Annotated in this window: 22 protein-coding genes; 11 read left to right on the top strand and 11 right to left on the bottom strand. The window is 74.9% G+C overall.

All coding sequences use genetic code 11. The features are described from left to right. Window positions 1–9 precede the first annotated feature (9 nt). Entirely contained in the window at window positions 10–774 is a 765-nt protein-coding gene (locus tag ACQ452_RS26730; protein WP_433388359.1) for a phosphatase PAP2 family protein, read from the top strand. A 4-nt stretch (window positions 775–778) separates the two neighbouring features. Here the strand turns inward: ACQ452_RS26730 and ACQ452_RS26735 are convergent, their stop codons facing one another. The 6 genes from ACQ452_RS26735 to ACQ452_RS26760 all read right to left on the bottom strand — a co-directional run bounded on the left by ACQ452_RS26735 (window position 779) and on the right by ACQ452_RS26760 (window position 6052). Continuing rightward, a complete protein-coding gene (locus ACQ452_RS26735; protein ID WP_433388360.1) occupies window positions 779–1957 on the bottom strand; it encodes a MarP family serine protease in 1179 nt (392 codons plus the stop codon). A 63-nt stretch (window positions 1958–2020) separates the two neighbouring features. Next, a complete protein-coding gene (locus ACQ452_RS26740) occupies window positions 2021–2713 on the bottom strand; it encodes an NUDIX hydrolase (protein WP_433388361.1) in 693 nt (230 codons plus the stop codon). Then, window positions 2710–3330, bottom strand: coding sequence for a TlpA family protein disulfide reductase (locus ACQ452_RS26745; protein WP_433388363.1), 621 nt, complete (start codon window positions 3328–3330; stop codon window positions 2710–2712). Before ACQ452_RS26745 ends, ACQ452_RS26740 begins: the two co-directional genes overlap by 4 nt. Next, window positions 3327–4145 carry an endonuclease III gene (gene nth, locus ACQ452_RS26750; protein WP_433394437.1) on the bottom strand — a complete coding sequence of 273 codons (819 nt, stop codon included), beginning with the start codon at window positions 4143–4145 and terminating at the stop codon, window positions 3327–3329. The genes ACQ452_RS26745 and nth overlap by 4 nt, the downstream gene beginning before the upstream one ends. Before the next feature lie 33 nt (window positions 4146–4178). Further along, complete coding sequence (locus ACQ452_RS26755; protein ID WP_433388365.1) at window positions 4179–5333, bottom strand: CapA family protein; 1155 nt, start codon at window positions 5331–5333, stop codon at window positions 4179–4181. A 56-nt stretch (window positions 5334–5389) separates the two neighbouring features. Continuing rightward, window positions 5390–6052, bottom strand: a complete 663-nt coding sequence (locus ACQ452_RS26760) for an adenosylcobinamide amidohydrolase (RefSeq protein WP_433388367.1) — start codon at window positions 6050–6052, stop codon at window positions 5390–5392. Window positions 6053–6269: 217 nt separating this feature from the next. Here ACQ452_RS26760 and ACQ452_RS26765 point away from each other — a divergent pair, with 217 nt between their 5' ends. From ACQ452_RS26765 to ACQ452_RS26805, 9 genes are all read left to right on the top strand, one after another. Next, a complete protein-coding gene (locus ACQ452_RS26765; protein WP_007466162.1) occupies window positions 6270–6947 on the top strand; it encodes a Crp/Fnr family transcriptional regulator in 678 nt (225 codons plus the stop codon). 221 nt (window positions 6948–7168) lie between these two features. Further along, window positions 7169–7912, top strand: coding sequence for a metallophosphoesterase family protein (locus ACQ452_RS26770; protein WP_433388369.1), 744 nt, complete (start codon window positions 7169–7171; stop codon window positions 7910–7912). Between the two features lie 442 nt (window positions 7913–8354). Then, window positions 8355–8957, top strand: a complete 603-nt coding sequence (locus tag ACQ452_RS26775; protein ID WP_433388371.1) for a TetR/AcrR family transcriptional regulator — start codon at window positions 8355–8357, stop codon at window positions 8955–8957. A 26-nt stretch (window positions 8958–8983) separates the two neighbouring features. Further along, window positions 8984–9814: a TIGR03084 family metal-binding protein gene (locus ACQ452_RS26780; protein ID WP_433388372.1), complete on the top strand. Its 831-nt coding sequence runs from the start codon at window positions 8984–8986 to the stop codon at window positions 9812–9814. After that, window positions 9811–11541: an acyclic terpene utilization AtuA family protein gene (locus tag ACQ452_RS26785; RefSeq protein ID WP_433388374.1), complete on the top strand. Its 1731-nt coding sequence runs from the start codon at window positions 9811–9813 to the stop codon at window positions 11539–11541. Before ACQ452_RS26780 ends, ACQ452_RS26785 begins: the two co-directional genes overlap by 4 nt. Further along, the gene (locus tag ACQ452_RS26790; RefSeq protein WP_433388375.1) at window positions 11538–12677 is read left to right on the top strand and encodes an acyl-CoA dehydrogenase family protein; all 1140 of its coding nucleotides are present in this window, start codon (window positions 11538–11540) and stop codon (window positions 12675–12677) included. The genes ACQ452_RS26785 and ACQ452_RS26790 overlap by 4 nt, the downstream gene beginning before the upstream one ends. Continuing rightward, the gene (locus ACQ452_RS26795) at window positions 12674–14275 is read left to right on the top strand and encodes an acyl-CoA carboxylase subunit beta (RefSeq protein ID WP_433388377.1); all 1602 of its coding nucleotides are present in this window, start codon (window positions 12674–12676) and stop codon (window positions 14273–14275) included. Before ACQ452_RS26790 ends, ACQ452_RS26795 begins: the two co-directional genes overlap by 4 nt. A gap of 49 nt (window positions 14276–14324) precedes the next feature. After that, window positions 14325–16301, top strand: a complete 1977-nt coding sequence (locus ACQ452_RS26800; RefSeq protein WP_433388379.1) for a biotin carboxylase N-terminal domain-containing protein — start codon at window positions 14325–14327, stop codon at window positions 16299–16301. Between the two features lie 16 nt (window positions 16302–16317). Next, a complete protein-coding gene (locus tag ACQ452_RS26805) occupies window positions 16318–17508 on the top strand; it encodes an acyl-CoA dehydrogenase family protein (protein ID WP_433388381.1) in 1191 nt (396 codons plus the stop codon). A 247-nt stretch (window positions 17509–17755) separates the two neighbouring features. On the opposite strand, the gene ACQ452_RS26810 is transcribed toward ACQ452_RS26805, so the two are convergent. After that, a complete protein-coding gene (locus ACQ452_RS26810) occupies window positions 17756–19555 on the bottom strand; it encodes an alpha/beta hydrolase (RefSeq protein WP_433388383.1) in 1800 nt (599 codons plus the stop codon). A 290-nt stretch (window positions 19556–19845) separates the two neighbouring features. On the opposite strand from ACQ452_RS26810, the gene ACQ452_RS26815 reads away from it, so the two are divergent. After that, the gene (locus ACQ452_RS26815) at window positions 19846–20190 is read left to right on the top strand and encodes a hypothetical protein (RefSeq protein WP_433388385.1); all 345 of its coding nucleotides are present in this window, start codon (window positions 19846–19848) and stop codon (window positions 20188–20190) included. On the opposite strand, the gene ACQ452_RS26820 is transcribed toward ACQ452_RS26815, so the two are convergent. From ACQ452_RS26820 to ACQ452_RS26835, 4 genes are all read right to left on the bottom strand, one after another. Then, the gene (locus ACQ452_RS26820; RefSeq protein ID WP_433388387.1) at window positions 20167–21690 is read right to left on the bottom strand and encodes a protein kinase domain-containing protein; all 1524 of its coding nucleotides are present in this window, start codon (window positions 21688–21690) and stop codon (window positions 20167–20169) included. The genes ACQ452_RS26815 and ACQ452_RS26820 overlap by 24 nt on opposite strands. Window positions 21691–21721: 31 nt before the next feature. After that, window positions 21722–22192 (bottom strand): hypothetical protein, encoded by a 471-nt coding sequence (locus ACQ452_RS26825; protein ID WP_433388390.1) that lies wholly within the window; start codon window positions 22190–22192, stop codon window positions 21722–21724. Window positions 22193–22324: 132 nt separating this feature from the next. Then, window positions 22325–25909 (bottom strand): adenylate/guanylate cyclase domain-containing protein, encoded by a 3585-nt coding sequence (locus tag ACQ452_RS26830; protein WP_433388393.1) that lies wholly within the window; start codon window positions 25907–25909, stop codon window positions 22325–22327. Further along, complete coding sequence (locus ACQ452_RS26835) at window positions 25906–26733, bottom strand: MBL fold metallo-hydrolase (protein WP_433388395.1); 828 nt, start codon at window positions 26731–26733, stop codon at window positions 25906–25908. Before ACQ452_RS26835 ends, ACQ452_RS26830 begins: the two co-directional genes overlap by 4 nt. Between the last annotated feature and the right edge of the window lie 33 nt (window positions 26734–26766).

Consider the following 26766-nt stretch of genomic DNA (forward strand, 5'->3'; position numbering starts at 1 on the left):
AGCACTGTCATGAGCCCGTCCGGCCCACGTACGCTCGCCGCCCCGCCGCGTTCCTCGTGGCGTGACCGCCGCCTGCACCCGGGCGACCCTCGGGGCCTGCGGTTGACCCTGGCCGTGACCGCCGCCTTCCTGGTGGCGGTGCCGGTCACGCTGCTGGCGCTCCTGGTGCTGGCAGACTGGCCGCCGCTGCGTCGGCTGGACACGACGGTCACGGACTCGCTGGCCGGCTACGCCGCCGACCACCCGGCGTGGGTGCGCCTGATGACCCTCTGGACCGACGTGTTCGCCCCGCTGCCGCTGCGCGTCGGCGCCCTGGTCCTGGTCCTCTGGCTGCTCCACCGGGGGGCCCGGCGGTTGGCGGTCTGGGTGGCCGTCACCATGACGGTCGGTGGCCTGCTCAGCCCGCTGCTCAAGCTGCTCGTGGGTCGGCCCCGGCCGGACCTGCCCGACCCGGTGGCCGAGGCGCCGGGCCTCGCCTTCCCGTCCGGGCACGCGCTCAACGGCGCTCTCGCCGCCGGGGTGCTGCTGGTGGTGTTCCTCCCGCGCGGCCGGCCGGCCACGCGGGCGGTGGTGTGGACGCTCGCCCCACTGCTCGCCCTGGTGGCCGGGTTCAGCCGGGTGGCCCTCGGCGTGCACTGGACCAGTGACGTGCTGGCCGGTTGGCTGCTGGGCGCGGCCGTGGTGGCCGCGACCGCCGCGGCTCTCACCGTCTGGCGGGCCGACCCGCCCCGCCGGCCGTACGCCGGTGTCGGGCCGGCGGGCCGGGGAGGCTGACCGGTCAGGTGCACTCGCCGGTGCCGACGGAGCGGGTCCGCTCGGCGCCGGCCAGGGCGACGGGACGGGCCTCGGCCGCGGTGACCGCGAAGCCGGTGTTCGGGTCGTCGGCCGCCGCCGCGAAGATCACCCCGAGCACCAGCCCGTTCGAGGAGACCAGCGGGCCGCCGGAGTTGCCGCTCTGCACGAGCGCCCGGATCGTGTAGACCTCCCGGGTCACGTTGCCGGCGGAGTAGATGTCCGGCCCGGTGATCCGGTCGACGTCCCGGATCCGCGCCGACTGCGCGTTGTACGGCCCGTCGAGCGGGAAACCCAGCACGATCGCGTCCGCGCCGCTGCCCGCGTTGCCGGCGGCGAACCGCATCGACGGCCCGGGCAGCCCGGGCACGTGCAGCACGGCCAGGTCCCGGTCGGGGTCGTAGACGACCACCTTGCTGTCGTACCGGTCACCGTTGAGTTCGACGACGGTGGAGCGCGTCCCGGCGACCACGTGGGCGTTCGTCATCACCCGGTCGTCGGCGTAGACGAAGCCGGAGCCCTCGATGCGGCGCGAGCAGCTCGGGGCGGAGCCGAGCACCTTGACCACCGAACGCTGGCTGTTGACCACCACCTGGGAGCCGGCGAGCGCCGGGTCGGGCGGGGACACCTGCCGGGCCCGGGTGGGTGCCAGGTCGCCGAAGACGTCGGGGAAGCCGTTGGTGTCGACGGTGTCCCGCAGCGCCGTGGAGAGCTGCTGCGCCTCGTCGGGCAGGACCTGGTCGACCACGGTGAGCAGCGCGCTGTTGCGTACCGCGGAGGCCAGCCAGGGCAGCGAGGACGAGCCGAGCGGCACCGCGACGAGCCAGGCGACCAACAGCACGGCGACGAGCGAGACGAACGCCCCGCCGACGTCGTCGACCCGCCGGACGACACTGTTGGTGATCACCTGGCGCAGGTGGGAGCCGACCCAGCCGGCCAGCGCCTGGCCGACGACCGCCAGCCCGAAGATCGCCACCAGGGAGATCAGCACCCGGGTGCCGCTGGCAGCGAACTGCTGGGCCAGCAGCGGCCCCACCTGCAGGCCCACCAGCGCACCCAGTAAGAACCCGAGGAACGACAGCGCCCCGGTGACGAAGCCCTGACGGTATCCGCTGATCGCGAACACGAGCATGAGCAGCAGCAGTACGAGATCCACGGCGGACACGCGTCAAGCGTACGGGCACCGCGCTCCCGAGATGACCATCGGTTGCGGAAGGTGACCGACCGGTCAGCGCACCGGGGTCTCGTCGACGGCGTCGGTGCCGGCCGAGGGCGCCGGGGTGGCGCCGGTCGGCGGCAGGTCCACGACCCGGTCGCGCGGCCACGGCCGGGCCCAGCCGCCCATCTCCAGCAATGCCGACAGCACCCCGCCGGTGAAGCCCCAGACCAGCATGCCGCGCGCCGAGAAGGCCGGGCCGATCCAGCCGCTCGGGTGGCGTACCCGCATCCGGTTGGCCGGGTCGACCAGCTCCGCGACCGGCAGCCGGGCCACGTGCGCCACCTCGGCCGGTTCCTTCGGGCGCACCGGGTGCGGGGCGTGCCACCAGGCGAGCACCGGGGTGACCACGAAGTCGCTGACCGGGATCCACAGCTTCGGCAGCTCGGCCAGGACTGTGACGCTGGCGGGGTCGAGATCGACCTCCTCGTTCGCCTCACGCAGCGCGGTCGCCCGCACGTCGGCGTCCTCCGGGTCGGCCGCACCGCCGGGGAAGGCGGGCTGACCGGCGTGATTACGCAGGGTGGCGGCCCGTTGGAGGACCAGCACGTCCGGGCCGGTGCCGGGTTCCTCGCCGAGCAGCACCAGCACCGCGCTCTCCCGACCCCCGCTCTGCGGGGTGACGAGCCGGGTGAAGTCCTCGCTGCGCGCGGTGCCGAGCCGGGTCAGCAGCGGCTCGAACCAGTCCGGCGGTCGCCGGCTCACGCCGGCACCGTCAGGCCGAGGTGCTGACGGACCAGCTCCGCCAGGCGGGCGTCGTCGAGCGCGCCGGAGGAGTCGACGTGCCGGACGTGGCCCTGCGCGTCGACGAAGACGGTGAGGGGAATGCCCTTGCGGTTCAGCTCCCGCTTCAGGCTCTCCCCCTGGTCGACCAGCACCGGGAAGCGGAGGCCCAGGTCCTCGCCGATGGCCTGGGCCGCTTCCCGGCCGTCCTGGCTGTTGACCCCGATGACCCGGAGCTGGCCGGCGGACCGTTCGCTGAGCCGCTGGAAGGCCGGCAGCTCCGTGCGGCAGGGCGGGCACCAGGAGGCCCAGACGTTGACGACCGCTGGGCCGCGCAGGTCCCGCAGGGCGACGGGGGCGCCACCGGTGAAGCAGTTCAGGGTCAGCTCGGGCAGCGCCTGCCCCCCGCGGCCCGACGGGGTGGCCGGTGCGGCGGACGCGGGCGGCGTGCCGAGGGCGGCGCAGTCCTGGAAGGGCGACGGGCGGCTGGCGGCGGCCTTCTGCCGCTCGGACGGGCCGGCCTCCTTCTCCTCGGTGCCGGCGGTGCATCCGGCGGCCAGCAGCAGGGGGACGAGCAGGGCGGCGAGTCGACGCCTCACGGTGCCTCCGCCACGACGGCCTGGACCGGCACCAGCTCCGGGTCGATCCCGGCGGCCACCGCCAGGTCCCGGGCCCGGGGGCCCTTGAGCAGCTTCGCGGCCGCGGCCGGCTCGATCGGCCCGGTGCCGTACGACGGGCAGAGCTTCGCCAGCGGGCACGCACCGCAGGCGGGCTTGCGGGCGTGGCAGACCCGGCGGCCGTGGAAGATGATCCGGTGCGACAGCATCGTCCAGTCGCGCCGCGGGAAGAGCGCCCCGATCGCGTGCTCGATCTTGACCGGGTCGGTCTCGGCGGTCAGCCGCCAGCGCTGCACCAGCCGCTGGAAGTGGGTGTCGACGGTGATCCCGGGAACGTCGAAGGCGTTGCCGAGGATGACGTTGGCGGTCTTGCGGCCGATGCCGGGCAACGTCACCAGGTCGGCGAGCCGGCCCGGGACCTGGCCGTCGTAGCGCGCCACGAGGGCCTGACCGAGCTTGATCAGCGAGTCGGTCTTGTTGCGGTAGAAACCGGTGGGCCGGATCAGCTCCTCCAGCTCCGCCCGGTCCGCCCCCGCGTAGTCGGCGGCGGTCGGGTAGCGGGCGAAGAGCCTCGGGGTGACCTCGTTGACCTTCTTGTCCGTGCACTGCGCGGAGAGGATCGTCGCGACGGCAAGCTCCAGAGGGCTGGAGTGGTCCAGCTCGCAGTGCGCGTCGGGGTGGGTTTCGGTCAGTATCCGGCCGATCCGCCGGGCGCGGCGGGTGCGCCCGAGATCGGTCTCGGTGAACTCGGCGGAACTCGTGGTCACGCCGGCCAGCCTACGTCGCCGGGCGGACAGCCGGCCCCGGTCCCACCCGTGGTGCCGCCCGGGTCAGCCGCCGGCCGGCGCGGTGATCGCGCCGGAGTCGTCGAACCGGGCGCCGGTCTCCGGGAAGTCGCTCTTGGTCAGCTGCTTCACCAGGCCCAGCCCGCGGTCGTCGCGGTCCATTGTCGGCTTGCCTGTCGAGTTCATGTACGTCGAGGCGAACGAGCCGCCGGCCCAGCTGCCGTCCGGCTTCAGCGACACCTTCAGCACCCCGCCCCAGCCGAGCCGGCCGGCGTTGCTCAGCGAGTTGCCCCCGCCGGCGAAGTTGCCCAGGCTGTACGCGATCAGCCGGCCCCGGTAGAACTCCATGCCGCGCAGCACGTGCGGGCCGTGCCCGACGATCAGGTCGGCCCCGGCGTCGATCATCGCCTTCGAGAACTTGACCGGATCGCCCCGGTTCTCGCCGAGGAACATCTCGGTGCCCGGTCGTACCCGCGTCTTCTCGGCCCCCTCGCCGCCCATGTGCACCTGCACGACGACGACGTCGGCCATGCCGGCCGCCTTCGTGATCACCTTCTTCGCCGCGGCGATGTCGGTGAGGCTGTTGGACCAGACGTACGACGAGAAGCCCGCGACGGCGACCTTGACCCCCTTGACGTCCACCACGGTGATCTGGTCGGGCGCCCCGGTGTGCGCCAGGTCGTGCTTCTCCAGCGCCTTCTGGGTGTTCTCGTAGCCCTTGGGGCCGAAGTCGTAGCCGTGGTTGTTGGCCTGGTTGAGCAGGTCGAAGCCGGCGTCGCGCAGGTGGGCGGCGTATTCCGGCGGGGCCCGGAACTGGAAGCAGCGGGTGGAGTCGGGGCCGCACTTGCCGGTGCCGGTGTCGACGGTGAGCGGCTCCTCCAGGTTGCCCATCACCAGGTCGGCCGCGAGCGCCTCCTCGACCGAGGCGAAGAAGCCCTTCCCGCCGTTGGGGGGCAGCCGGTTCGGCGCGTTGCCGATGATGATGTCGCCGGTGGCGGAGAGCGAGATCGCCTGCTCCGCGGGCCGGGTGGGTTCGCCCGAGCGGACCGGGGCACCGCTGCCGCCGCCACCCGCGCCGGGCTGCCAGACCGGGTCGGCCCCGGAGCCGGGCCCCCCGCAGCCGGCGGTGAGCAGGACGGCCAGCAGCACGCCGACGGCGAGCGCGGCGCGGCGGCGCAGAGGAGAGGCGGCAGCGTACATCGAGCGCGACCTTATCGGTTGCGCAACGCCGACACGAGAGCCGATCGGACGAACTCTCAGCTCTTCGGTCGATCCGACCAGGGGACCACGGTGCCCGCCCCGCCGGCCGTCACGGCGGCGTGCACGGCCCTGGCCAGCGGGGCGCCCCAGGTCGACCGAGGGCCGCCGTACGCCGACTCGGGTCCGTCGACCGGGCAGAGCACGGTGACCGCGTCCGTCGGGGTGCCGGTGCCGGGCACGCCCAGTTCCCCGATCGCCTGCGCCTTCGCCTCGGTGGCCGTGGCCACCGCGTTGACCAGGGCGGCGTCGCCGAGCCGGGCGGGGACGTACACCACGATGTTGACGGTGCCGACCCGCTGCGCCAGCGCCGCCGGGGCGGGCTCCGCGGCCCGCACGGGGGTGCCCAGGCCGACCGTCGCCCAGGCCCGCACGCCGGTGTCCGTCCGGGCGACCACTTCGGCCACGTCCACCCCGGTCAGCAGGCCCACCCCGGGGCCGTCGAGGTCGAGCCGGTCGGCCAGTTCGGCCAGGTGGGCGGCGGGGTCGTCCCGGTCGTACGACATGGGCACTGTCGCGTTGACGACCCAGTGCCGGACGCCGATCCCGCCGCCCAGCGGCGCGGAACTGACCGCGCGCAGCGGGCGGTCGGCACGCCAGACCAGCAGCGGGACGTCCCGACCGTCCTCCCGACGGGTGGTCAACACGGGTTCACTCAGCACGCGGTGACCCTACGACCCGGGTGTCGGCGGGCCGGCCGGCACCCGATCGGGCGCGCGATCTTACTGCTTGGCCAGGCCGGGCGGGTTACGCCCAAGGATCAAGATTCCAGGGGTGCTCCTCTGATTGCTGCTCACGTGCGCCTAGACTGGCGACGCGCGAGGGATCAGCGGACGGCGGACCCGGCCGACGGACGGCACGCGCTGGCGGAGGTGCGCGATGGATGAGGTACTGGCCCGCAGTGGAATCTTCCAGGGCGTCGACCCGGAGGCTGCCGAGGCGCTCGCCAAGGAGATGGAGACGATCGAGGTCCGCAAGGGCGAGATCGTCTTCAACGAGGGCGAGCCCGGCGACAGCCTCTACATTCTGCTGTCCGGAAAGATCAAGGTCGGTCGGCGGGCGGCCGACGGCCGGCAGAACCTGATCGCGGTGATGGGCCCGTCGGACATGGTCGGCGAGTTGTCGCTCTTCGACCCCGGGCCGCGTACGGCCACCGCCACCGCGGTGACCGACACCCGCCTGGTCCGGCTGCGCAAGCAGGCCCTGCGCCCGTGGCTCAACAACCGGCCCGAGATCGCCGAGCAGTTGCTCCGGGTGCTGGCCCGCAGGCTGCGCCGGACGAACGACTCGCTCGCCGACCTGATCTTCACCGACGTGCCCGGCCGGGTCGCCAAGAACCTGCTGCAGATGGCCGGGCGCTTCGGCACCCGCGACGGTGGCGTGCTGCGCGTGACCCACGACCTCACCCAGGAGGAGATCGCCCAGCTCGTCGGCGCCTCCCGGGAGACCGTCAACAAGGCGCTGGCCGACTTCGCCTCGCGTGGGTGGCTGCGCCTGGACGGCAAGAGCATCATCATCCTCGACCCGGAGCGCCTCGCCCGCCGCGCCCGCGTCTGACGCCCGCCCGGCCCGACCGACCGGCGCGGGCCGATTGGCTGCCCGCCGGCGTGCACGTCCGTCCGCGCCGCCGGCTGCCGCATCAGTCCGTGCGCTCCGGCGCTGCCGTCTACCCGCGCCGTCCGGCCGTGCCGCCGGTTGCCCATGCCGTCCGCCCGCGCCGCCGTCTGCCGGCGGCAGAATCGCTGGACACCGGTGCGACCGGTGGGCACGGTGGAACGATGCTGAACCGGGTCGCCGTCCTCTCCGACATCCACGGCGCGCTCCCGGCGCTGGAGGCCGTGCTGGCCGAGCCGGACGTCGCCGCCGCCGACCTGATCGTGCTCACCGGCGACATCGCGGCCGGCCCGCAGCCGGTCGAGGTGCTGGACGTGCTGGCCGATCTCGGTGAGCGGGTCTGCTGGGTGCGGGGCAACGCGGACCGCGAACTGGTAGCCGTGCGCTCCGGCCACCCCTGCCCGTACGACGTCTCCAACTGGGCGGCGGACCAGCTCCGCGACGACCAGGTGGCCCGGCTGGCGGCGCTGCCGCTGACGGTCACGCTGGAGGTCGCCGGTCTCGGCCCGGTGCTGTTCTGCCATGCCACCCCCCGCGACGACGAGGAGGTCGTGCTCGTCGACTCCCGGGTGGAGCGCTGGGCCGAGGTGCTGGCGGATCTGCCGGCCGAGGTGACAACCGTGGTCTGCGGGCACACCCACATGCCGTTCACCCGGCTGGCGGAGGGCCGGCTGATCGTCAACCCGGGCAGCGTCGGGATGCCCTACGGCGGCCCCGGCGCCTACTGGGCCCTCCTCGGGCCCGGCGCGCACCTGCGGCGTACCCCCTTCGACGTGGACGCCGCCTGCGCCCGGGTGGCCTCGGAGTCGGGTTTCCCGGATGCCGCCGCGTGGGCGGACGAGTACCTGCGCTCCCGGCACAGTGACGCCGACGCGCTCGCGACGTTCGGCCCACGCGACGGCCGCTGAGCGTGGCCGGCGGGTCGCCACAACGACCCTTCGAGCCGGGCCGGCCGCCACCACGATCCGGCCGAGCCGGCCGACCACCACCATGATCCGGCCGAGCGCCACCACGTCCCTCTCCGAGCCGGGGCCGGCCGCGACGTCAGCGGGGATCCCGGAGGTCCCGGAGCCGCCCCCATCCGCGCCGACCACGACCGCCCACAAGATCTTGGCAAGAAACGGCCCCTCCGGGGGCCGGTGCGCTCCAAGGTCTTCGAGGAGCGCGACCAGGGACGCTGCGTCCCAAGGTCTTCAAGGAGCGCGACCGGGACCCCCCGGGCCGGGTGGGGACGGGTGAATCGTTTGCGACATCAGCTCCAAAGGGAGGCACCGGCGACTCCGGCCCGCCGCGCTGGGACACAAAAAAGTCAGTCTTGACTGTTTGTTTCTGGCGCGGCACGCTGTCCCCGTGCCCCCATCGACCCGCGTCCCTCAGCAGGAGCGCAGCCGCGCCACCCAGGCCCGGCTGCTGGAGGCGACCGTCGAGTGCCTCGTCGAGCACGGCTGGTCCGGCACCACCACCACCGTCGTCGCGGCCCGCGCCGGCGTCTCGCGCGGAGCCCAACTGCACCACTACCCCACCAAGGCCGCGCTGGTCACGGCCGCCGTCGCCCACCTCGCCGACCGGCGGGCCGCGGAGCTTCGCACCGAGGCCGAGGCGCTGCCGCCCGGCCCGCAACGACTCGACCGGGTGATCGACCTGCTCGGCGCGGCCTTCACCGGCCCGCTCTTCGTCGCCGCCCTCGAACTGTGGGTCGCCGCGCGCACCGACCGGGAGCTGCGCGACGCCCTGGTCCCGCTGGAGGCCCGGGTCGGCCGCGAGATGCACCGGCTCACCGTCGCACTGCTCGACGTGGACGAACGCCGCCCCGGCGTGCGCGAGGCCGTGCAGGCGACGCTCGACCTGCTCCGCGGGCTCGGCGTGGCCAACCTGCTCAACGACGACTCGGCCCGCCGCACCGCCCTGCTGCACACCTGGAAACGTCAGCTCGCCACCCTGCTCACCCCCTGACCGCCCGCCCAGCCCCGGGAGGCACCATGGTCGACCTCAAGGACCTGCTCGCGGATCTGGCCGACGAGTCCGCCCAACTCGACGACATGGTGGCCGGCCCGCCGCCCGCCGACTGGGGGTCGGCCACGCCGTCGCCGGGCTGGAGCGTCGGGCACCAGGTCGCCCACCTCGCCTGGACCGACCACGTGGCGCTGCTCGCCGCCACCGACGCCGAGGCGTTCCTCGCCGCCGTGCTCGCCGCCGATGACCCCGCCCGGCTCGTCGACGCCGGCGCACAGGAGTTCCTCGCCCCGCCGACCGAGCTGCTCCCCCGCTGGCGGGCCGGGCGGGCGGCCCTCGCCGACGCGCTGGCGCGGGTGCCGGCCGGGGGCAAGCTGCCCTGGTTCGGCACGCGGATGTCGCCCGCCTCGATGGTCACCGCCCGCATCATGGAGACCTGGGCGCACGGCACCGACGTGGCCGACGCGCTCGGCGTCACCCGCACCGGCACGGCCCGGCTGCGGCACGTCGCGCACCTCGGCTTCCGTACCCTCGGACACAGCTTCGCCGCCCACGGCCGACCGGCGCCGACGGTGCCGGTCCGGGTCGAGCTGGGGGCACCGGACGGCGCCACCTGGACGTACGGCCCGGCCGACGCCGCAGACCGGGTCACCGGCCCGGCGCTGGACTTCTGCCTGCTGGTCACCCAGCGACGGCACCGCGCGGACCTGTCCCTCACGGCGGCCGGCCCGGTCGCCGACGCCTGGCTGGACGTGGCGCAGGCCTTCGCCGGCCCGCCCGGCCCCGGTCGCCCGCCACTCGCCGCCCACTCCGGCGCGACAGGCCTCACCGGGCCGGCGGGCGGGGTGGCGGCATGAGCCGCGTACTGCGTGTGGGCAACGCCTCCGGCTTCTACGGGGACCGGTCCAGCGCCTGGCGGGAAATGCTCGACGGCGGCGAACTCGACGTCCTGACCGGCGACTACCTGGCCGAGCTGACCATGCTGATCCTCGGGCGGGACCGGCTGCGCGACCCGTCCCTCGGCTACGCGAAGACCTTCCTGCGGCAGTTGGAGGGTTGCCTCGGCACCGCACTGGAGCGTGGCGTACGGATCGTGACCAACGCCGGCGGGCTGAACCCGGCCGGCCTGGCCGCCGCCATCGGGTCGCTCGCCGACCGGCTCGGCCTGACCGTGCGGGTCGGACACGTCGAGGGCGACGCCCTCGCCCGCCCCGACGCGCTGACGGCCAACGCCTACCTGGGCGCGTACGGCATCGCGGCCTGCCTGACCGACGGGGCCGACGTGGTGGTCACCGGCCGCGTGACCGACGCGTCGCTGGTGGTCGGGCCGGCGATCGCCCGCTTCGACTGGGGCCGCGACGAGCTGGACGCGCTGGCCGGGGCGACCGTGGCCGGCCACCTCCTCGAATGCGGGGCGCAGGTCACCGGCGGCAACTTCAGCTTCTTCACCGAACTGCCCGACGGCGGGCGACGCCCCGGCTTCCCGGTCGCCGAGCTGCACCCCGACGGCTCCTGCGTCATCACCAAGCACGCCGGTACGGGCGGCGCGGTAACCGTGGAGACGGTCACCGCCCAACTGCTCTACGAGATCGGTGGGCCGGACTACCTCGGGCCGGACGTGGTGACCCGGCTGGACACGGTCGAGCTGAGCGCCGACGGGCCGGACCGGGTGCGGGTGAGCGGGGTCCGGGGCGCAGCCCCGCCGGACACCCTGAAGGTCGGCGTCAACAACCTCGGCGGCTTCCGCAACTCGATGACCTTCGTCCTGTGCGGGCTCGACATCCCCGCCAAGGCGGCCCTGGTCCGGGGCCAGGTGGAGGCGGCGGTCGGCACCCAGGGGCTGGAGTTCACCCTGGCCCGTACCGACCACGCGGACGCGGCCGACACCGAGTCGGCGAGCGCGCTGCTGCACGTACACCTGCGCGACAGCGACAAGGCGCGGGCCGGGCGGGCCTTCTCGGCCGCCGCGGTGGAGCTGGCGTTGGCCTCCTATCCCGGTTGCACGCTGACCACGCTGCCCGGCGACGCGACGCCCTACGGGGTGTTCACCGCCGACGCCGTGCCGCAGGAGGCGGTGCCGCACGTCGCGGTGCTGCCCTCCGGGGCGCGGGTGCCGATCCCGCCGCCGGCGCGCACCGCCGGCCCACCCGACGAGCCGCTCGACGCACCCCCCGCCGAATCGCCCCGCCGGCCGGTGCCGCCGGCCGGCCCGGCACCGGCCACGCCGGCAGGCCACCCCACCCGGCGGAGACCGCTCGGCGAGCTGGTCGGTGCCCGCTCCGGCGACAAGGGTGGCGACGCCAACCTGGGCGTCTGGGCCCGCACCGACGCGAGCTGGTCGTGGCTGCGTGGCTGGCTCACGGAGGACCGGCTGCGCGAGCTGCTGCCGGAGACCGCCCCGCTGGACGTCGAGCGGTACGAGCTGCCGAACCTGCGGGCGGTCAACTTCGTGATCCGGGGGCTGCTCGGGCAGGGGGTGGCCGCCTCCACCCGGTTCGACCCGCAGGCCAAGGCGCTCGGCGAGTTGCTCCGCTCCCGCCATGTCGACCTGCCGGCGCACCCGACGCCCGGGGCGGGGCGATGACCATCGTGGACACGCCGGAGCGCCGACAGCTACGCGAACTGACCCGGGCCTTCGTCACCCGGGAGGTGCTGCCGCACCTCGATGACTGGGAGCGGGCCGGCGCGATCCCCCGCGACCTGCACGCCACCGCCGCCAAACTCGGCCTGCTCGGCATCGGTTTCCCGGAGGCGGTCGGCGGCAGCGGCGGGGACCTGCTCGACTCGATCGTCGTCACCGAGGAGATCATCCGGTCCGGCGGATCGTCGGGCCTGATCGCCGCGCTCTTCACCCACGGCATCGCGCTGCCGCACATCGTCGCCTCCGGCGACGCGGAGCTGATCGAGCGGTACGTCCGGCCGACGCTGGCCGGCACGACGATCGGCGCGCTGGCGATCACCGAACCCGACGGCGGCTCCGACGTCGCGAGCATCCGCACCCGCGCGGACCGCGACGGCGACCACTACGTGGTGAACGGGTCGAAGACCTACATCACCAGCGGTGTGCGCGCCGACTTCGTGACCACCGCCGTCTGCACCCTGCCGCCGGGCTCCGGTGCGCTGACCCTGCTGGTCATCGACAAGGGCACGCCGGGCTTCACCGTCGGGCCCCCGTTGGAGAAGCTCGGCTGGCACTGCTCGGACACCGCCGAGCTGTCCTTCGTCGACGTCCGGGTGCCGGTGGCGAACCGGGTCGGCGCGGAGGACACCGCCTTCCTGTCGATCATGCAGAACTTCGCCGCCGAGCGGCTCTCGCTCGCCACCCAGGCGTACGCGACCGCGCAGCGCTGCGTGGAGCTGGCGGTCGACTGGTGCCGGGACCGGTCCACGTTCGGCCGTCCGCTGGCCAGCCGGCAGTTGCTCCGGCACCGGCTGGCCGAGATGCACACCCGCACCGAGGCGGCCCGCGCGTACGTGCATCAGGTCGCGACGCGGGTGGCGGCGGGCGAGCCGGTGGTGACGGAGGTGGCGATGGCGAAGAACGTCGCGGTGGCCGCCTGCGCGGAGGTGGTCGACCAGGCGTTGCAGTTGCACGGCGGCTACGGCTTCCTGCGCGCCGCCGAGGTGGAGCGGCACTACCGGGACGCCCGGATCTTCGGCATCGGCGGCGGCACCACCGAAATCATGAACGAGATCATCGCGAAAGGCATCGGCCTGTGAGCATTCTGCGCAGCGCGACCGACCCGACCTCGCCGGGGCACCGGGCCAACCGGGAGGCCCTGCTGGAGCGCCTCGCCGAGCTGGAGGCCGCCCTCGACCAGGCCCGCGCGGGAGGCGGCGACAAGTACGTGACCCGGCACCACGGGCGGGGCAAGCTGCTTGCCCGGGAGCGCATCGAGCTGCTGGTCGACCCGGACGCCCCGTTCCTGGAGTTGTCCCCGGTGGCGGCGCACGGCACCGACTTTCCCGTGGGCGCGAGCGTGGTGACCGGCATCGGCGTCGTCGAGGGCGTCGAGTGCCTCATCGTCGCGAACGATCCGACGGTACGCGGCGGCGCGGTCAACCCGTGGTCGCTCGCCAAGACGCGTCGGGCCGGCGAGATCGCCCTGGCCAACCGGCTGCCGATGGTGAACCTGGTCGAGTCGGCCGGCGCGGACCTGCCCACCCAGGCGGAGATCTTCATTCCGGGCGGCCGGGTGTTCCGCGACCTGACCCGGCTCTCGGCCGCGAAGATCCCCACGGTCAGCGTGGTCTTCGGCAACGCCACCGCCGGGGGCGCGTACGTGCCGGGGATGTCCGACCACGTGATCATGATCCGGGACCGGTCGCAGGTCTACCTGGCCGGGCCGCCGCTGGTGAAGATGGCCACCGGTGAGGTCACCGACGACGAGTCCCTGGGCGGGGCGGCGATGCACGCCTCGACGTCCGGCCTGGCCGACTTCCTCGCCTCCGACGAGCGCGACGGCATCCGGCTGGCCCGGCAGTGCGTACGCCGGCTGAACTGGCGCAAGCAGGGCCCGCCGCCGCGCAACCCGTCGCCGCAGCCGCCGAGGTACGACCCGGAGGAGCTGCTCGGCATCGCCAGCGCCGACCTGAAGGTGCCGTTCGATCCGCGCGAGGTGCTGGCCCGGGTGCTCGACGGCAGCGAGTTCGACGAGTTCAAGCCGGCGTACGGCACCGCCCTGGTGACCGGCTGGGGCGAGCTGCACGGCTACCCGGTCGGGGTGCTGGCCAACGCCCGGGGCGTGTTGTTCAGCGAGGAGGCGCAGAAGGCGGCCCAGTTCATCCAGCTCGCCAACGCCGCCGACACCCCGCTGGTGTTCCTCCAGAACACCACCGGCTACATGGTCGGCACCGAGTACGAGCAGCGCGGCATCATCAAGCACGGCGCCCTGATGGTCAACGCGGTGTCGAACTCGACGGTGCCGCACCTGACGGTCAACCTCGGCGCGTCGTACGGGGCCGGCAACTACGGGATGTGTGGCCGGGCGTACGAGCCGAGGTTCCTCTTCACCTGGCCGAACGCGAAGTCGGCGGTGATGGGGCCGGCGCAGCTCGCGGGCGTGCTCTCCATCGTGGCCCGGCAGGCCGCCGCCGCCCGGGGCCGCGACTACGACGAGGACTCCGACGCGGCGATGCGGATGATGGTCGAGCAGCAGATCGAGTCGCAGTCCGGGGCGCTCTTCCTCTCCGGCCGGCTCTACGACGACGGGGTGATCGACCCCCGGGACACCCGCACGGTCCTCGGGCTCTGCCTGTCGGCGATCCACACCGCACCGGTCAGGGGCGCCGACGGCTTCGGCGTCTTCCGGATGTGACCCCCGTGAGCACGAATCCCCCAGCCGTGACCGAGAGGCAGGCAGCCTGATGATCACCCGACTGCTCGTGGCGAACCGGGGCGAGATCGCCCGCCGGGTCTTCGCGACCTGCCGGGCGCTGGGCGTCGAGACGGTGGCGGTGCACTCCGACGCCGACGCCGACGCCCCGTTCGTCGCCGAGGCCGACCACGCCGTCCGGCTGCCCGGTGACACGCCCGCCGAGACGTACCTGCGGATCGATCTGATCCTGGACGCGGCCCGCAGGTCCGGCGCGGACGCCGTGCACCCGGGCTACGGCTTCCTCGCCGAGAACGGCGAGTTCGCGGCGGCGGTGGCGGACGCGGGGCTGAGCTGGGTCGGCCCGCCGGCCAAGGCGATCGCCGCGATGGGCGACAAGATGGCGGCGAAGGCGCTGCTGGCCGAGGCGGGCGTGCCGATGCTGCCCACCTGGGGTGACGCCGACGAGATCACCGATTTTCCGGTGCTGGTCAAGGCGTCCGCGGGCGGCGGTGGGCGTGGCATGCGGATCGTCCGCGCCGCCGCCGACCTCGCCGAGGCCGTCGCCTCCGCGCGTCGCGAGGCCGCGGCGGCGTTCGGCGACGGCACGGTCTTCGTCGAGCGGTACGTCGAGCGCGGCCGGCACGTCGAGGTGCAGATCTTCGGCGACACGCACGGCACGGTGCTCGCCCTGGGCGAGCGCGAGTGCTCGATCCAGCGCCGGCACCAGAAGATCGTCGAGGAGGCCCCGGCGGTCGTACCGGCCGGGTTGCGCGAGCGGCTGCACGAGGCGGCGGTGGCCGCCGGCCGGGCCGTCGACTATGTGGGCGCGGGGACCGTGGAGTTCCTGCTCGCCCCGACGGGTGAGTTCTTCTTCCTGGAGATGAACACCCGGCTCCAGGTCGAACACCCGGTCACGGAGGCGGTGACGGGGCTGGACCTGGTCCGCCTGCAACTGCTCGTCGCCGAGGGCGAGGCGCTGCCGCTGGCGGCGACGCCGCCGACCCGGGGCCACGCCATCGAGGTGCGCCTCTGCGCGGAGGACCCGGCCGAGGGCTGGCGGCCGGCGACGGGGACGCTGCACCGGTTCGCGGTGCCGAGGGTGGTCACCGAGTTCGGGGCGTCGGCCGGGCCGGGCCTGCGGCTCGACTCCGGCGTGGTCGACGGCTCGACGGTCGGCGTGCACTACGACTCGATGCTGGCGAAGCTGATCGCCTTCGGCGAGACCCGGGCGGAGGCGACCCGGGCGCTCGCCGGGGCGCTCGCCGGGGCCGAGTTGCACGGCGTGGCCACCAACCGGGACCTGCTGGTCCGGGTGCTGCGCAGCGGGGATTTCCGGGCCGCCGCGATCGACACCGGTTTCCTCGACCGGCATCCCGAGGTGTTCGCCCCGCTGCTGCCGGCCGGCGGGCTGCCGCTCGCCGCCCTGGCCGCCGCCCTGGCCTGTGCCGCCGCCCGGCGGGCCGACGCGCCGGTGCTCGCCGGCCTCCCGTCCGGCTGGCGCAACGTGCCCGCGTTCGCGCAGGTCACCCGCTTCGCCGGCCCGGACGGGGGCGAGATCGAGGTCCGTTACCGGCTGGACCGCGCGGGCGCGCTCGCCGAGTGGGCCACCACCCCGGCAGGAGACGCCGGGCCGCCGAGCGTGGCGCTGGTGTCGGCCACCCCCGACCGGGTGGTGCTCGACGTCGACGGGGTGCGCCGGGCGTACCGCGTGCACCGGGTGTCCTCGGGCGTCTTCGTGGACGGCCCGGACGGGGCGGTGAGCCTGATCGGGTTGCCGCGCTTCGGGGAGCCCACGGTGGAACTGGCCGCCGGGTCGCTGGTCGCGCCGCTGCCCGGCACGGTCACCCGGCTGCACGTCGAGGTCGGGCGGCGGGTGGCGGCAGGCGACCTGCTGCTGACCCTGGAGGCGATGAAGCTGGAACACCCCGTGCTCGCCCCGTCCGACGGCGTGGTGGCCGAGCTGCCGGTCGCGGCCGGCGGGCAGGTCGACACGGGCGCCGTGCTGGCCGTGGTCAACCCCGAATGATCCTGGAGGCCCCCTGATGAACTTCGACCTCACCCCCGAACAGGACCAGCTCCGCGACGCCGTGCGCGCGCTGGGCCGGCGGTACGGCCACGAGTACTTCGTCGCGAAGGCGAAGGCCGGCGAGCACACCACCGAGCTGTGGGCCGACGCCGGCCGGCTGGGCTACCTGGGGGTCAACGTCCCCACCGAGTACGGCGGCGGCGGGGGCGGGATCACCGAGCTGTCCATCGTCTGCGAGGAGCTGGCGGCGGCCGGCTGCCCGCTGCTGCTGATGGTGGTCTCCCCCGCCATCGCGGCCACGGTGATCGCCCGGCACGGCACCGAGGAGCAGCGCAAGCGCTTCCTGCCCGGCTTCGCCGACGGCTCGCTGAAGGTGGTCTTCGCGATCACCGAGCCGGAGGCCGGCTCCAACTTCCACCGGCTCGGCACGGTGGCCCGCCGCGATGGCGACGACTGGCTGGTCTCCGGCCGTAAGTGCTACATCTCGGGCGTCGACGAGGCGTCGTACGTGCTGGTGGTGGCCCGGGTCGCTGTCGAGGACGACCGGCCCGGCGCGGGGGGCACGGCCCCGCCGAAACTGAAGCCGGCGCTGTTCATCGTGCCGACCGACGCGCCGGGGATGACCCGCTCCAAGCTGGACATGGAGATCCTGTCCCCGGAGAACCAGTTCCTGCTCTACCTCGACGACGTGCGGTTGCCCGCCGACGCGCTGGTCGGCGAGTCGCTGGACGCCGGCCTGCCGGCGCTCTTCGCCGGGCTCAACCCCGAGCGGATCACGGTCGCCGCGATGGGCGCCGGCACCGGCCGGTACGCCATCGAGCGGGCCTCGGACTACACCGCCACCCGCAAGGTCTGGGGCGGCCGTACCATCGGCTCCCACCAGGGTGTCGCCCACCCGCTCGCGCACGCGGCCGTGCAGGTCGAGCTGGCCCGCCTGATGATCCACAAGGCGGCCACCCTCTACGACGAGGGCCGCGACCTGGAGGCCGGGGTCTCCGGCAACATGGCCAAGTACGCCGCCGGGGAGGCCGCCGCGCTGGCCGTCGACACCGCCGTGCAGGTGCTCGGCGGGGCCGGCATGACCACCGAGTACGGCGTCGCCACGTTGCTCGGGGCCGTGCGCGCCGGCCGGATCGCCCCGGTCAGCCGCGAGATGATCCTCAACTTCGTCGCCCAACACGTCCTCGGCCAGGACAAGTCCTACTGAGGGGCCGGCGGAGGGGTTTCGGCCGGCGGGGCTCCACCCGTGGGACGCTTTCGAGCTGATGTCGCAGACGATTCACCGCCGGCTGCTGCCACCGCGGCCCCTACCTGGGCATTCTGCTGCCGAGATCTCCCGGGGACGGCCAGCCGTGGCGTCGGAGGTGACGCGGTCACGGGCACCCGCCTAAGGGGGCGCCCGTGACCGACCGGGGGCGCGGCGGGTGGCCGATCGCCCACCGCACCCCCGGTCCTCAGCGGACGGTCAGCGTGCCGACCGCCGGCAGCGGAGCCACGACCGGGGGGAGCCGCTTCGGCTCGCCCCGGCCCGGGGCCCCCTGGGCCGACAGCGCGCTCTTCGACGACTCCGCCCGCCGGCTCGCCGCCGCCGGCGGGTCGACGAACGGCTGGATGTCGCCCACGCAGACCTTGCCGTTGGCCGGCAACGCCCCCCGCAGCAGGTACGCGTCGATCGCGCCGGTGGCGCAGGCCGACGTGCCGTACGCGGTGTGCCCCCAGCTGTCGCTGCTGAGCAGGCGGCTGTTCGGCAGCAGCCGGGCCGAGCTCACCGCACCCCGGTAGTTGGTCGCCGGATCCCAGTAGTTGCCGACCACCAGCACTGGTGCGCCGGTGCGCCGGTTGAACGGCCCGGTGAAGGCGTCGGAGTCGCGCACCGTCCAGGTCTTGCGGGCGCACGGTGCGGTGCCCCACGTCCAGAGCCGACCGAAGTACGGGTCGCGCCTGTCGGCCTTCGCGGCCAGCGCCGGGAACGAGCCGGCGTCCTTCGGGTGGTACCCGTCGGTGCAGTCCACCCCGAGGAAGGTCTCCAGCCCGTTGTCGTACGGGAAGTCGTACCGTCGTGCCTGCTCGCGGGCCTTGGCGGCGTGCCGGGCCAGCGTGGCCGACGCCGGGCGGCGGGCGGCCGGGGACGACGCCGGGTCCGTGAGCACCAGCAGGGTGGTGGTGATGTCGACGATGTCGGAGTAGCCCACCGGCCCGTAGAGCGCCCCCAGGCTGGCGGAGACGAAGTCGGCGTACGTGATGGTGACCGAGCCGAAGTCGGGGTCCTCGATCACCACCGGCTTGGCCCGCAGCCGCTTCGCGACCAGCTCGAACGACGCGACGGGGTCACCGGCGGCCAGCGGGCACGCCTGCGCGCCGGCCCGGTCGCAGCGCGCCAGGATCTCCCGCAGCGCCCGGTACGCGCCCTGTGCGCTGCGCATCCGGTCCTCCTGGGACAGCTTGCGCGCGGCACCCTGGCCGACCCACTCGTCGGGGTCGAGCACCCCGTCGATCGCCAGGGCGCGGATCCGGTCCGGGAACATGTTGGCGTAGTACTGGCCGAGCACGCTGCCGTAGCTGAAGCCGAGGTAGGTGAGCTTGGGGTCGCCCACGGCGCGGCGCAGCACGTCCATGTCCCGGGCGACCTCGGCCGTCGACATGGCGCCGGTCAGCGGCTTGCCCGTGGTGGAACAGCCCTTGCCGACCGCCTTCGAGGAGGCCACGTACGCCTTCTCCTCGGCCTTCGTCCACGGGAACGCCACGTTCAGCCCGGCGTACGCCCGGCTCTGCTCCTTCACGGACGGGAAGCACTTGACCCGTTGGCTGGCCGCGATCCCGCGCGGGTCGACGCCCACGATGTCGAAGCGGTCGAGCACCTCGTCGCCGAGGAAGTACGGCGCGGCGAGCGCGATGTCGGTGCCGGAGCCGCCGGGGCCGCCCGGGTTGACGAAGAGGCTGCCGATCCTGGCCTGCTGGTCGCGCGCCTTGACCCGCAGCAGGGCGACCTCGGTCGTCGGGCCGTTCGGCCGGTCGTAGTCCAACGGCAGTTGGACGGTGGCGCATTCGGCGTAGTCGTAGCAGGCGTACCAGTCGAGGTCGGGTGTGGGAACCCGGTCGACCCGGCGGGCCTCCTGGGGGCTGGTCCGGTCGGAGGTGACCGGACGGTCGCCGCGGGCGGGGGACGGTGCGGCGGTGGCGGGTGCGACCGCCGCGCCGGCTAGGAGGACGCCGGCGATTCCCGCAGCGGCGAGGGACCGGTTTCGTCTTGGCATGTGGACGCCTTCCGGTGGGCGACAGGAGCATCGAGTCAGGGCTCGACCACCGTCACTCTAGGGAGCACGGAACATGAATACGGGCCGGCGTGTGGCCATATATCCGACAATCCCGCGGGGTCCGTAACGAAGAATTCATTGTCGACGCTACTGCCCGCCCTCACCGCCCTCACCGCCCTCGCCCGGGCCGGCCCGACTGGCGGGCGCCGGGGCCCGCGACCGCCCAGGCGGGGTCACCGGTGGCGACTCCGCCGGTTGACAGCAGCCCCCGCGCGGACATGCTTGGACGGGTGAGCATTCCGAGGCCCGACGCGCGGGCGAAGGCGGTCGTCGCGGCGCTGGTCGCCGTCGCCCTGCTGGTGACGTTGATCGTGTGGGGGCGGCAGGACCTGGTCGGGGTGGTCCTGGCGCTGCTCTGCGTCCTGTCGACGATGATCGCGGCGGTGTCGGTGGCGGCCGCGCGGCAGGAGGGGGACGCGCAGCCGGCGGCCCCGCCGGGCATTGCGGGGCCGCCCGAGGGCCTGTACGGCGTCGACGCCGACACGCTGGAGTCGCTCGACCACCGGGAGGCGGTCCGCGCCATGCGGGAACGCCACCGGGGGCGCGGCGGCTCAGCGGCCCGTGAGGGTGGGTGAGGCGAGCGCGTCGAGCCCGCGCCCGGCCAGGCAGCGGTAGGTCCGGTCGGTGTCCGCCCCGGCCGGCGGCAGCACCTCGAGGTTCCAGCCGTCCGGGTAGCTGATCCCGCTGGTGATCCGGAAGGTGGTCTCGTTGCAGACCCGGCGGACCGCCGCGTCCGCGCTGACCAGGTCGTGGCCGGCCCCCACCAGGGCGTCGGGGAGCAGGCCCTCGGCGTAGCTCTCCCAGGTGTGCGGGCCGGCGCAGGGCACCCGGGCCGCGCGGGCCCGCGCGCCGCGCACCTCCATCGGCCCGAAGCACTCCAACTCGTCGGCGCAGCCCGCGCCGGCGGGCAGCCCGGCCGTCAGGGCACAGGCGGGCAGCACGACGCTCGTCGCCGCCACGCTCGTCGTGGCCGCGTCGGCCGTCGGCGTCGGGCCGGGGGTGGACGCCGCGCCGGCCAGCCAGGCTCCCGCGCCGGCCGAGGCGGCCATCGCGACCATCCCGGCGCCGCCGAGGAACCAGCGCCGCCGACGCCGCTGACCGACCGTGGGCACCGTCGGGTGGGGATCCTCCACCGGCGGTCGTGGGGCGGGCCCGGAGGCCCGGTCGACGGGGTACGGGCCGGCGGGGGCGGCACCGCCACCGACCGGGACCCAGGGCACACCCGCCCCGCCCGGCGAGGAGCCGTCGGCACCCAACGCCAGGCCGGCCAGCAGGTCGCGCAGCTCGATGGCCGAGGGGCGCTCGCCGGGATCGTTGGACATCCCGACCCGCAGCACGTCGATCATCGCCCCGGGCACACCGGGCAGGGCGGGCACCGGCTGGTGGAACATCTCCAGCACGGTGACCAGGCTGGGGTTGCGCTCGGACTGCCAGCGCGGCGGACGGCCGTGCATCACCGCGTAGAGGGTGGCGCAGAGGGCGTAGACGTCGACGGCGGGCGACGGCGGGCTGTGGTTGAACATCTCCGGCGGCGCGTAGGCCGGGGTGAGCACCTCCAGGGCGACCGTGGCGTCGCGCATCTCGGCCACCACGGCGAGCCCGAAGTCGGCCAGCACCGCCGGGTTGAAGTGCGAGTGGAGGATGTTGGCCGGCTTGACGTCGCGGTGCAGCACGCCGGCGGCGTGCGAGTGGGCGATCGCGTCGGCGATCTTCACCCCGAGGTCGCGCGCCTCGGCCGGCCCGAGCGGCGAGGTCCGCATCCGCTCCGCGTACGAGCCGTCGCACAGCTCCATGATCAGGTAGGGATGCTGGTCGATCGTCACCCCGACGTCGAAGAGGTCGACCACGTGCGGGTGCGACGACATCCGCCCGGCGGCCCGCGCCTCGCGCAGGAACCGGGCCTGGTCGTGCTCGCTGTCGAGCGTGCGATTCTCCACCTTGACCGCGACCTCGCGCCCGACCGAGATCTGGGTCGCCTGGTAGATGGTCGCGTACCCACCCCTGGCAAACACGCGCAAATCGGTTAGACCGGGCACAATGGGCAGCGGCAGGGCACCGGGCGGGGTCGCGGTCACAGCTTCGAAAATACCCAATCGGACCGGCGGCTCAGTGAACCGCATCAGCGGCGGGGACGGCACCGGCGACCGAGCCGCCCGGATCGCCCACCGTTTCCGCACCCGCGCGGCGGCCGTCCCACCAGAGACCGACGGCGGTCGCCACCGCGCCGAGGCCCTCCCAGGCCGCCACCCCGAAGAACCGGTCGGGCGCGATGCCGGCCAACACCGCGATGCTGAAGACCGCGAACGTGACCAGCCGGAACACCACGGTGAAGCGGAAGAACGGCCGCCACTCGGTGGCGGTGGCGAGCAGGTAGTAGACACCCATGTTGAACGAGGCCATCGAGGACGCCGTCAGAAAGGTGCCCGTGTGGTCGCCGACCGCCCGGGTCGCCGGCACCTCGAAGCCGAGCAGGCGCAGCAGCGCCTCCGGCCAGACCAGCCCGACCGCCCCCATCACCAGGGCCAGCACGCCGAAGACCGCGATCGTCCATCCCGCAGCCGAACGCGGCAACCTCATCGCGAACCCCCAGACCCGACGCGGTCGCACGACCGACCGCCCCTCGGACCTGACACGCTATCGGCCACCCCCGACACACCGCATCCCCGGAACCGCCAGACCTTCCGCGACCCGGACCGGCTCCACACAGGACTAGGGGGTGGCGAGGCGGGCGCGCAGGGCGTCGGCGGCGGCACGCTCGCTGCGCTGCTCCGTCGCGTACGCCAGGCGGACCGCCTCCTCCGCGCTGGCCAGCGCCTCCGCCGGCCGGCCGCAGGCCGCGAGCGCCTCGGCGAGCACGCTCGCGCCGACCACCTGGCTGCGCACGTCCTGCGCCGGGGCGGTGACGGCCCGGCCGGCCCAGGCCAGCGCCTGGTCGCACTGGCCGTGGGCGAGCAGCGCGGACGCGTACCGGGCCATGATCTGACGGCGGGAGAAGAGCAGCGAGGGCACGGTGGCGGCGGCCGTGGCCACCGGGGCGAGCAACCCGACGGCGGTCGCGGAGTCACCGGCGGCCAGCCGGGCGGTGGCCAGCAGCACCCGGGGACCCGCCTGCGCGGGCGCCTGCGGATTGTGCGGCTCGACGGCGGTCAGCACCGACCGGGCGTCCCGCTCGGCCGTGTCGCAGTCGCCCAGGTCCAACGCCACGAACCCGCGCAGCGTGCCGGCCATCCCGGTGAGCAACGGGTGCGACGTCCGTTCCGCGTACGACAGCGCGTCGGTGAGCAGGTCGACGGCGTGCCCCGGCTCGCCCAGGCCCCGGGCCACGACCCCCCGGACGACCAGCGCGAACCCGCGCCCCCAGTCGTCGGAGGCGGCGGCGAACTCCCGGTACGCCTGCCGGGCCCCCCGGTCCGCCTCGGCCAGCTCGCCCAGCTCGGCGGCGGCGAACGCCTCGACCGCGCGCAGCGTGCCCACCGCCCACGCCTCGCCGACCCGCTCGCCGAACGGCAGGAAGACCCGCGCCATCCGGCACGCCTCCCGCAGCCGGCCGGCCAGCAGCCGGGCGAAGGCGGTGGTGCCGCGCAGCCAGGCCCGCCCGTACGGGTCCTTCAGCTCGGCGAAGAGCCGGGCGGCCCGGCCGAGCACGGCATCGGTGCCGGCGAAGTCGCCCCGGGTCGTGGTCACCCAGGCCAGGTTCTGCAACGACCACGCCTGCCCCGGGCGGTCCTGCGCCTGGAGGCTGACCTGGTACGACGCGGCGAGCCGGCTGCTGGCCTGACCCAGCCGCCCGGCGACGAAGTCGGCCATGCCGAGGCGGCGCATCGCCGAGGCGCGCAGCGTCGGCAGGCCGGCGTCGGTGGCCACCTGCAACGCCTCCTGCCAGCAGGCCACGGCGCGCGCCTGGTCGCCCAGGGTCTGGTGGGCCTGCCCGGCGAGCAGCAGCGCGCTGGTCCGCAGGGCGGACTCGTCGCCGGCGTTGGCCGCGATCTTCTCCGCGAAGGCGAGGGCATCGGCGGAGCGGCCGATCTGGAGCAGCGCCCGGGCGTGCACCACGCGGTCGGCCGCCGGCACGCGGTCGCGGGCCAGCTCCGCGGCCCGTTCGGCGTACTCCACGGCCATCGCGGGCTCACTGGCCTGCAGGGACCGGCGGGCGGCCTCGCCGAGCGCGGTGACGCCCAGCGGCACCACGGCGCGCGCCGGCGCGTCCGGTCGCAGCCCGACCGCGTCGGCCAGCCTGGCGGCCCGCTCCACGTGCTGGGCCACGAAGACGTCGCGGGCCGCCTCGGTGAAGCCGCCCGGCGCGCCCGCCCCCGAGGGCGGTTCGGTGGCGGCCCAGCGGGCCAGCGCGGCGTGCCGCTCGGCCAGCTCGGCCTTGCTCACCCCCGCGTAGGCGGCCTCGCGCATCAGCGGCGTCGCGAAGGCGTAGCCGGTGCGGGTGCGGTGCAGCATCCGGCGTTGCAGCAGCTCCTCGACGGCACGTTCCAGTTCGACGGCGACCACCGCCGCCGGCCGCCCGTCGCGGCCGGCCCGCTGCTCGCGCAGCGCCTCCAGCGCCCCGGCCGGCACCGCGTCGCCGACGACCGCGGCGTCCCGCAGCACCGAGCGGGCCTCCGCCGGCAGCGCGTCGATGCGGGCGGCGAGCACCGCGGCCAGGTCCCGGGACAGCAGCCGGCTGCCGAGCGAGCCGGGCACCAGTCGCCAGCCGCCCGGGGCCGGGGCGTTCCGGTCGGCGACGGCGGTCAGCGCGCCCCGCTCCATCAGCAGGGTGACCAGCTCCGCCAGGTAGAACGGGTTGCCCTGGGCGGTGGCGAGCAGTCGGTCGGCGTCGGCCTGCGGCAGCCGCCCGCCGTTGAGGTAGGTGGTGAGCAGCCGGGCCGCGTCGGCGCCGCGCAGCGGCGGCAGCCCGTGCACCTCGGCGTCCGCGACCCGGGTCAGCGCCCCGGCGGTACGCACCAGCTCGGGCCGGCCCAGCAGCAGCACCAGCACCGGGCCGGCGAGCCGGGACAGGGTGAGCCCGAGCGCGCGGATGGTCTCGGTGGTGGCGTCGTGCAGATCGTCGACGACGATCACCAGGGGCGCCTCCCCGGCGAGCCCCGTGAGCAGGTCCGCGACGGCGTTCGGCACGGCGTCCGCGTCGGCCGGGTGGGCCGTGCCCCATTCGCCCTGATCGGCCGCGCCACCGGAGGGCAGCTCGGCATACCCGAGCAGGGCCAGTAGCTGGTCGGTGGCGATCGACGCCGGCTGCCCGGTGCGGCTGAGCCGCTGGCCGAGCCGGCGTAGGCGCTCCTCGACCGCCGGGCGGGTGAGCGCGGTGGCGGAGTCGTTGGGCAGGCCGACCGCCGCCCGGACCAGGTCGGCCAGGGGCGCGAGCCGGCGCCGCTCGCCGAACGCGGCACAGCGCACCGAGAGCACCCGGGCGCCGGTGTGCGCGGCGTACCGGCCGGGCCCCACGTCGTAGCCGGCGGCGAGGCGTTCCACCTCGGCGGCGAAGCGGGACTTGCCGATGCCGGCCTCGGCGGTCATCAGCAGCACCCGGGGCTCGGCCCGGTCGATCACCTCGGCCAGCCGGCCGGCGACCCGGCCGACCTCGGTCTCCCGGCCCACGAAGGGCGCCTCGTCACCGAGGCCGGAGCGGGTGCCCGGGGCGTCCAGGAGGCCGAGCAGCTCGTACGCCTCGACCGGTTCGCGCTTGCCCTTGAGCCGCAGCGGTCGCAGCGTCCGCCAGGAGGCGACGTGCCGGGTGGCGGCGGAGGTCCGCGCCCCCGCGTAGACCGCGCCGACGGCGGCGGCGTCGGCCAGCCGGGCGGCGGTGTTGACGGTGTCGCCGATGACCGTGTATTCGATCGCGGCCTGGATGCCGGCGATCACGTCGCCGGTGTTGAGCCCGACCCGCAGGCCGAGCGGCGCGCCACCGCCCCGCTCGTCGTCGAGCACCCGGCGGACCGCCCGCTGCATCGACAGCGCGGCGCGCACGGCCCGCTCGGCGTCGTCCTCGTGGGCGACCGGGGCGCCGAAGACCGCCATGATGCCGTCGCCGGTGAGCTTGTCGACGTGCCCGCCGAACGTCTTCACCGCCCCGGCCAGGGCCGCGAGCACCCGGTCGGTGACCGCGCCGACGCGTTCCGGGTCGAGATCCTCCGACCAGGAGGTGAAGTCGGACAGGTCGCCGAAGAGGACGGTCACCACGCGGCGTTCGGCCGCGGGCAGCGTGGCGGCGGCCGGCAGCGCGGCCCCACAGTTGTGGCAGAAGCGCGCGCCGGGCACGGCGACGGTTCCGCACACCGGGCAGGTCACGCTTGCTCCAACCCCGCGGCACCTCCGCCGGATTCCCGGCCCAGGTGGTCGAGTTGGGCCCGGACCGACCACTCGGCGGCCCACCACAGCGACCGGTCGACGTCCGCGTAGACCGTCGCGACCACCTCGGCGGCGGTGCTGGCGCCCCCGGCGACGGCGGCCCGGACCTGGTCGAGCCGGGCACGGCGGTGCGCCAGGTAGAAGTCCGCGGCGGCGGCGCAGTCGGCCAGCGCCGGGCCGTGCCCCGGCAGCGCCGGGATCCCCCGGTACGCCGAGAGCAGCTCCAGGCTGGCCAGGTAGTCCCCGAGGTGCCCGTCCGGATGGGCGACCACGGTGGTGCCCCGGCCCAGGATCGTGTCGCCGGTGAGGACGACCCGCTCGTCGCCGTGCTCGACCAGGAAGCAGACCGAGTCGCCGGTGTGCCCCGGGGTCGGCACGAGCCGGACGTGCAGGCCGTGCCCGCCCAGTTCCTCGCCGGGCGTGGCCAGCGGCTCCCCGGCGAGGGTGTGCGCCGGGTCGGCGGCGCGTACGGGCACCCCGCCGAGCAGCTCGTGCAGGCGGCGCGAGCCGTCGGTGTGGTCGGGGTGGCCGTGGGTGACCAGCACCAGGCCGATCGGCCCCCGCGCGGCGATCGCCGCCAGGTGCCCCTCGTCGGCCGGGCCCGGGTCGACGACGACGGCGTGTTCCCGGCCGGGGGCGCGCAGCACCCAGGTGTTGGTGCCGTCGAGCGTCATCGGCCCGGGGTTCGGGGCGCGCAGCAGCGTCACCCAGCCCGGCAGCTCGTCGGCGAGTGCCGCCGCCGGCGCGGTGAAGTGCCCGGTCATGGCTGCGATCGTACGGCCCCGCCGGCCGCGCCC

The organism is Micromonospora sp. KLBMP9576, assembly GCF_050941805.1.
In the GTDB taxonomy this organism is placed as follows: domain Bacteria; phylum Actinomycetota; class Actinomycetes; order Mycobacteriales; family Micromonosporaceae; genus Micromonospora.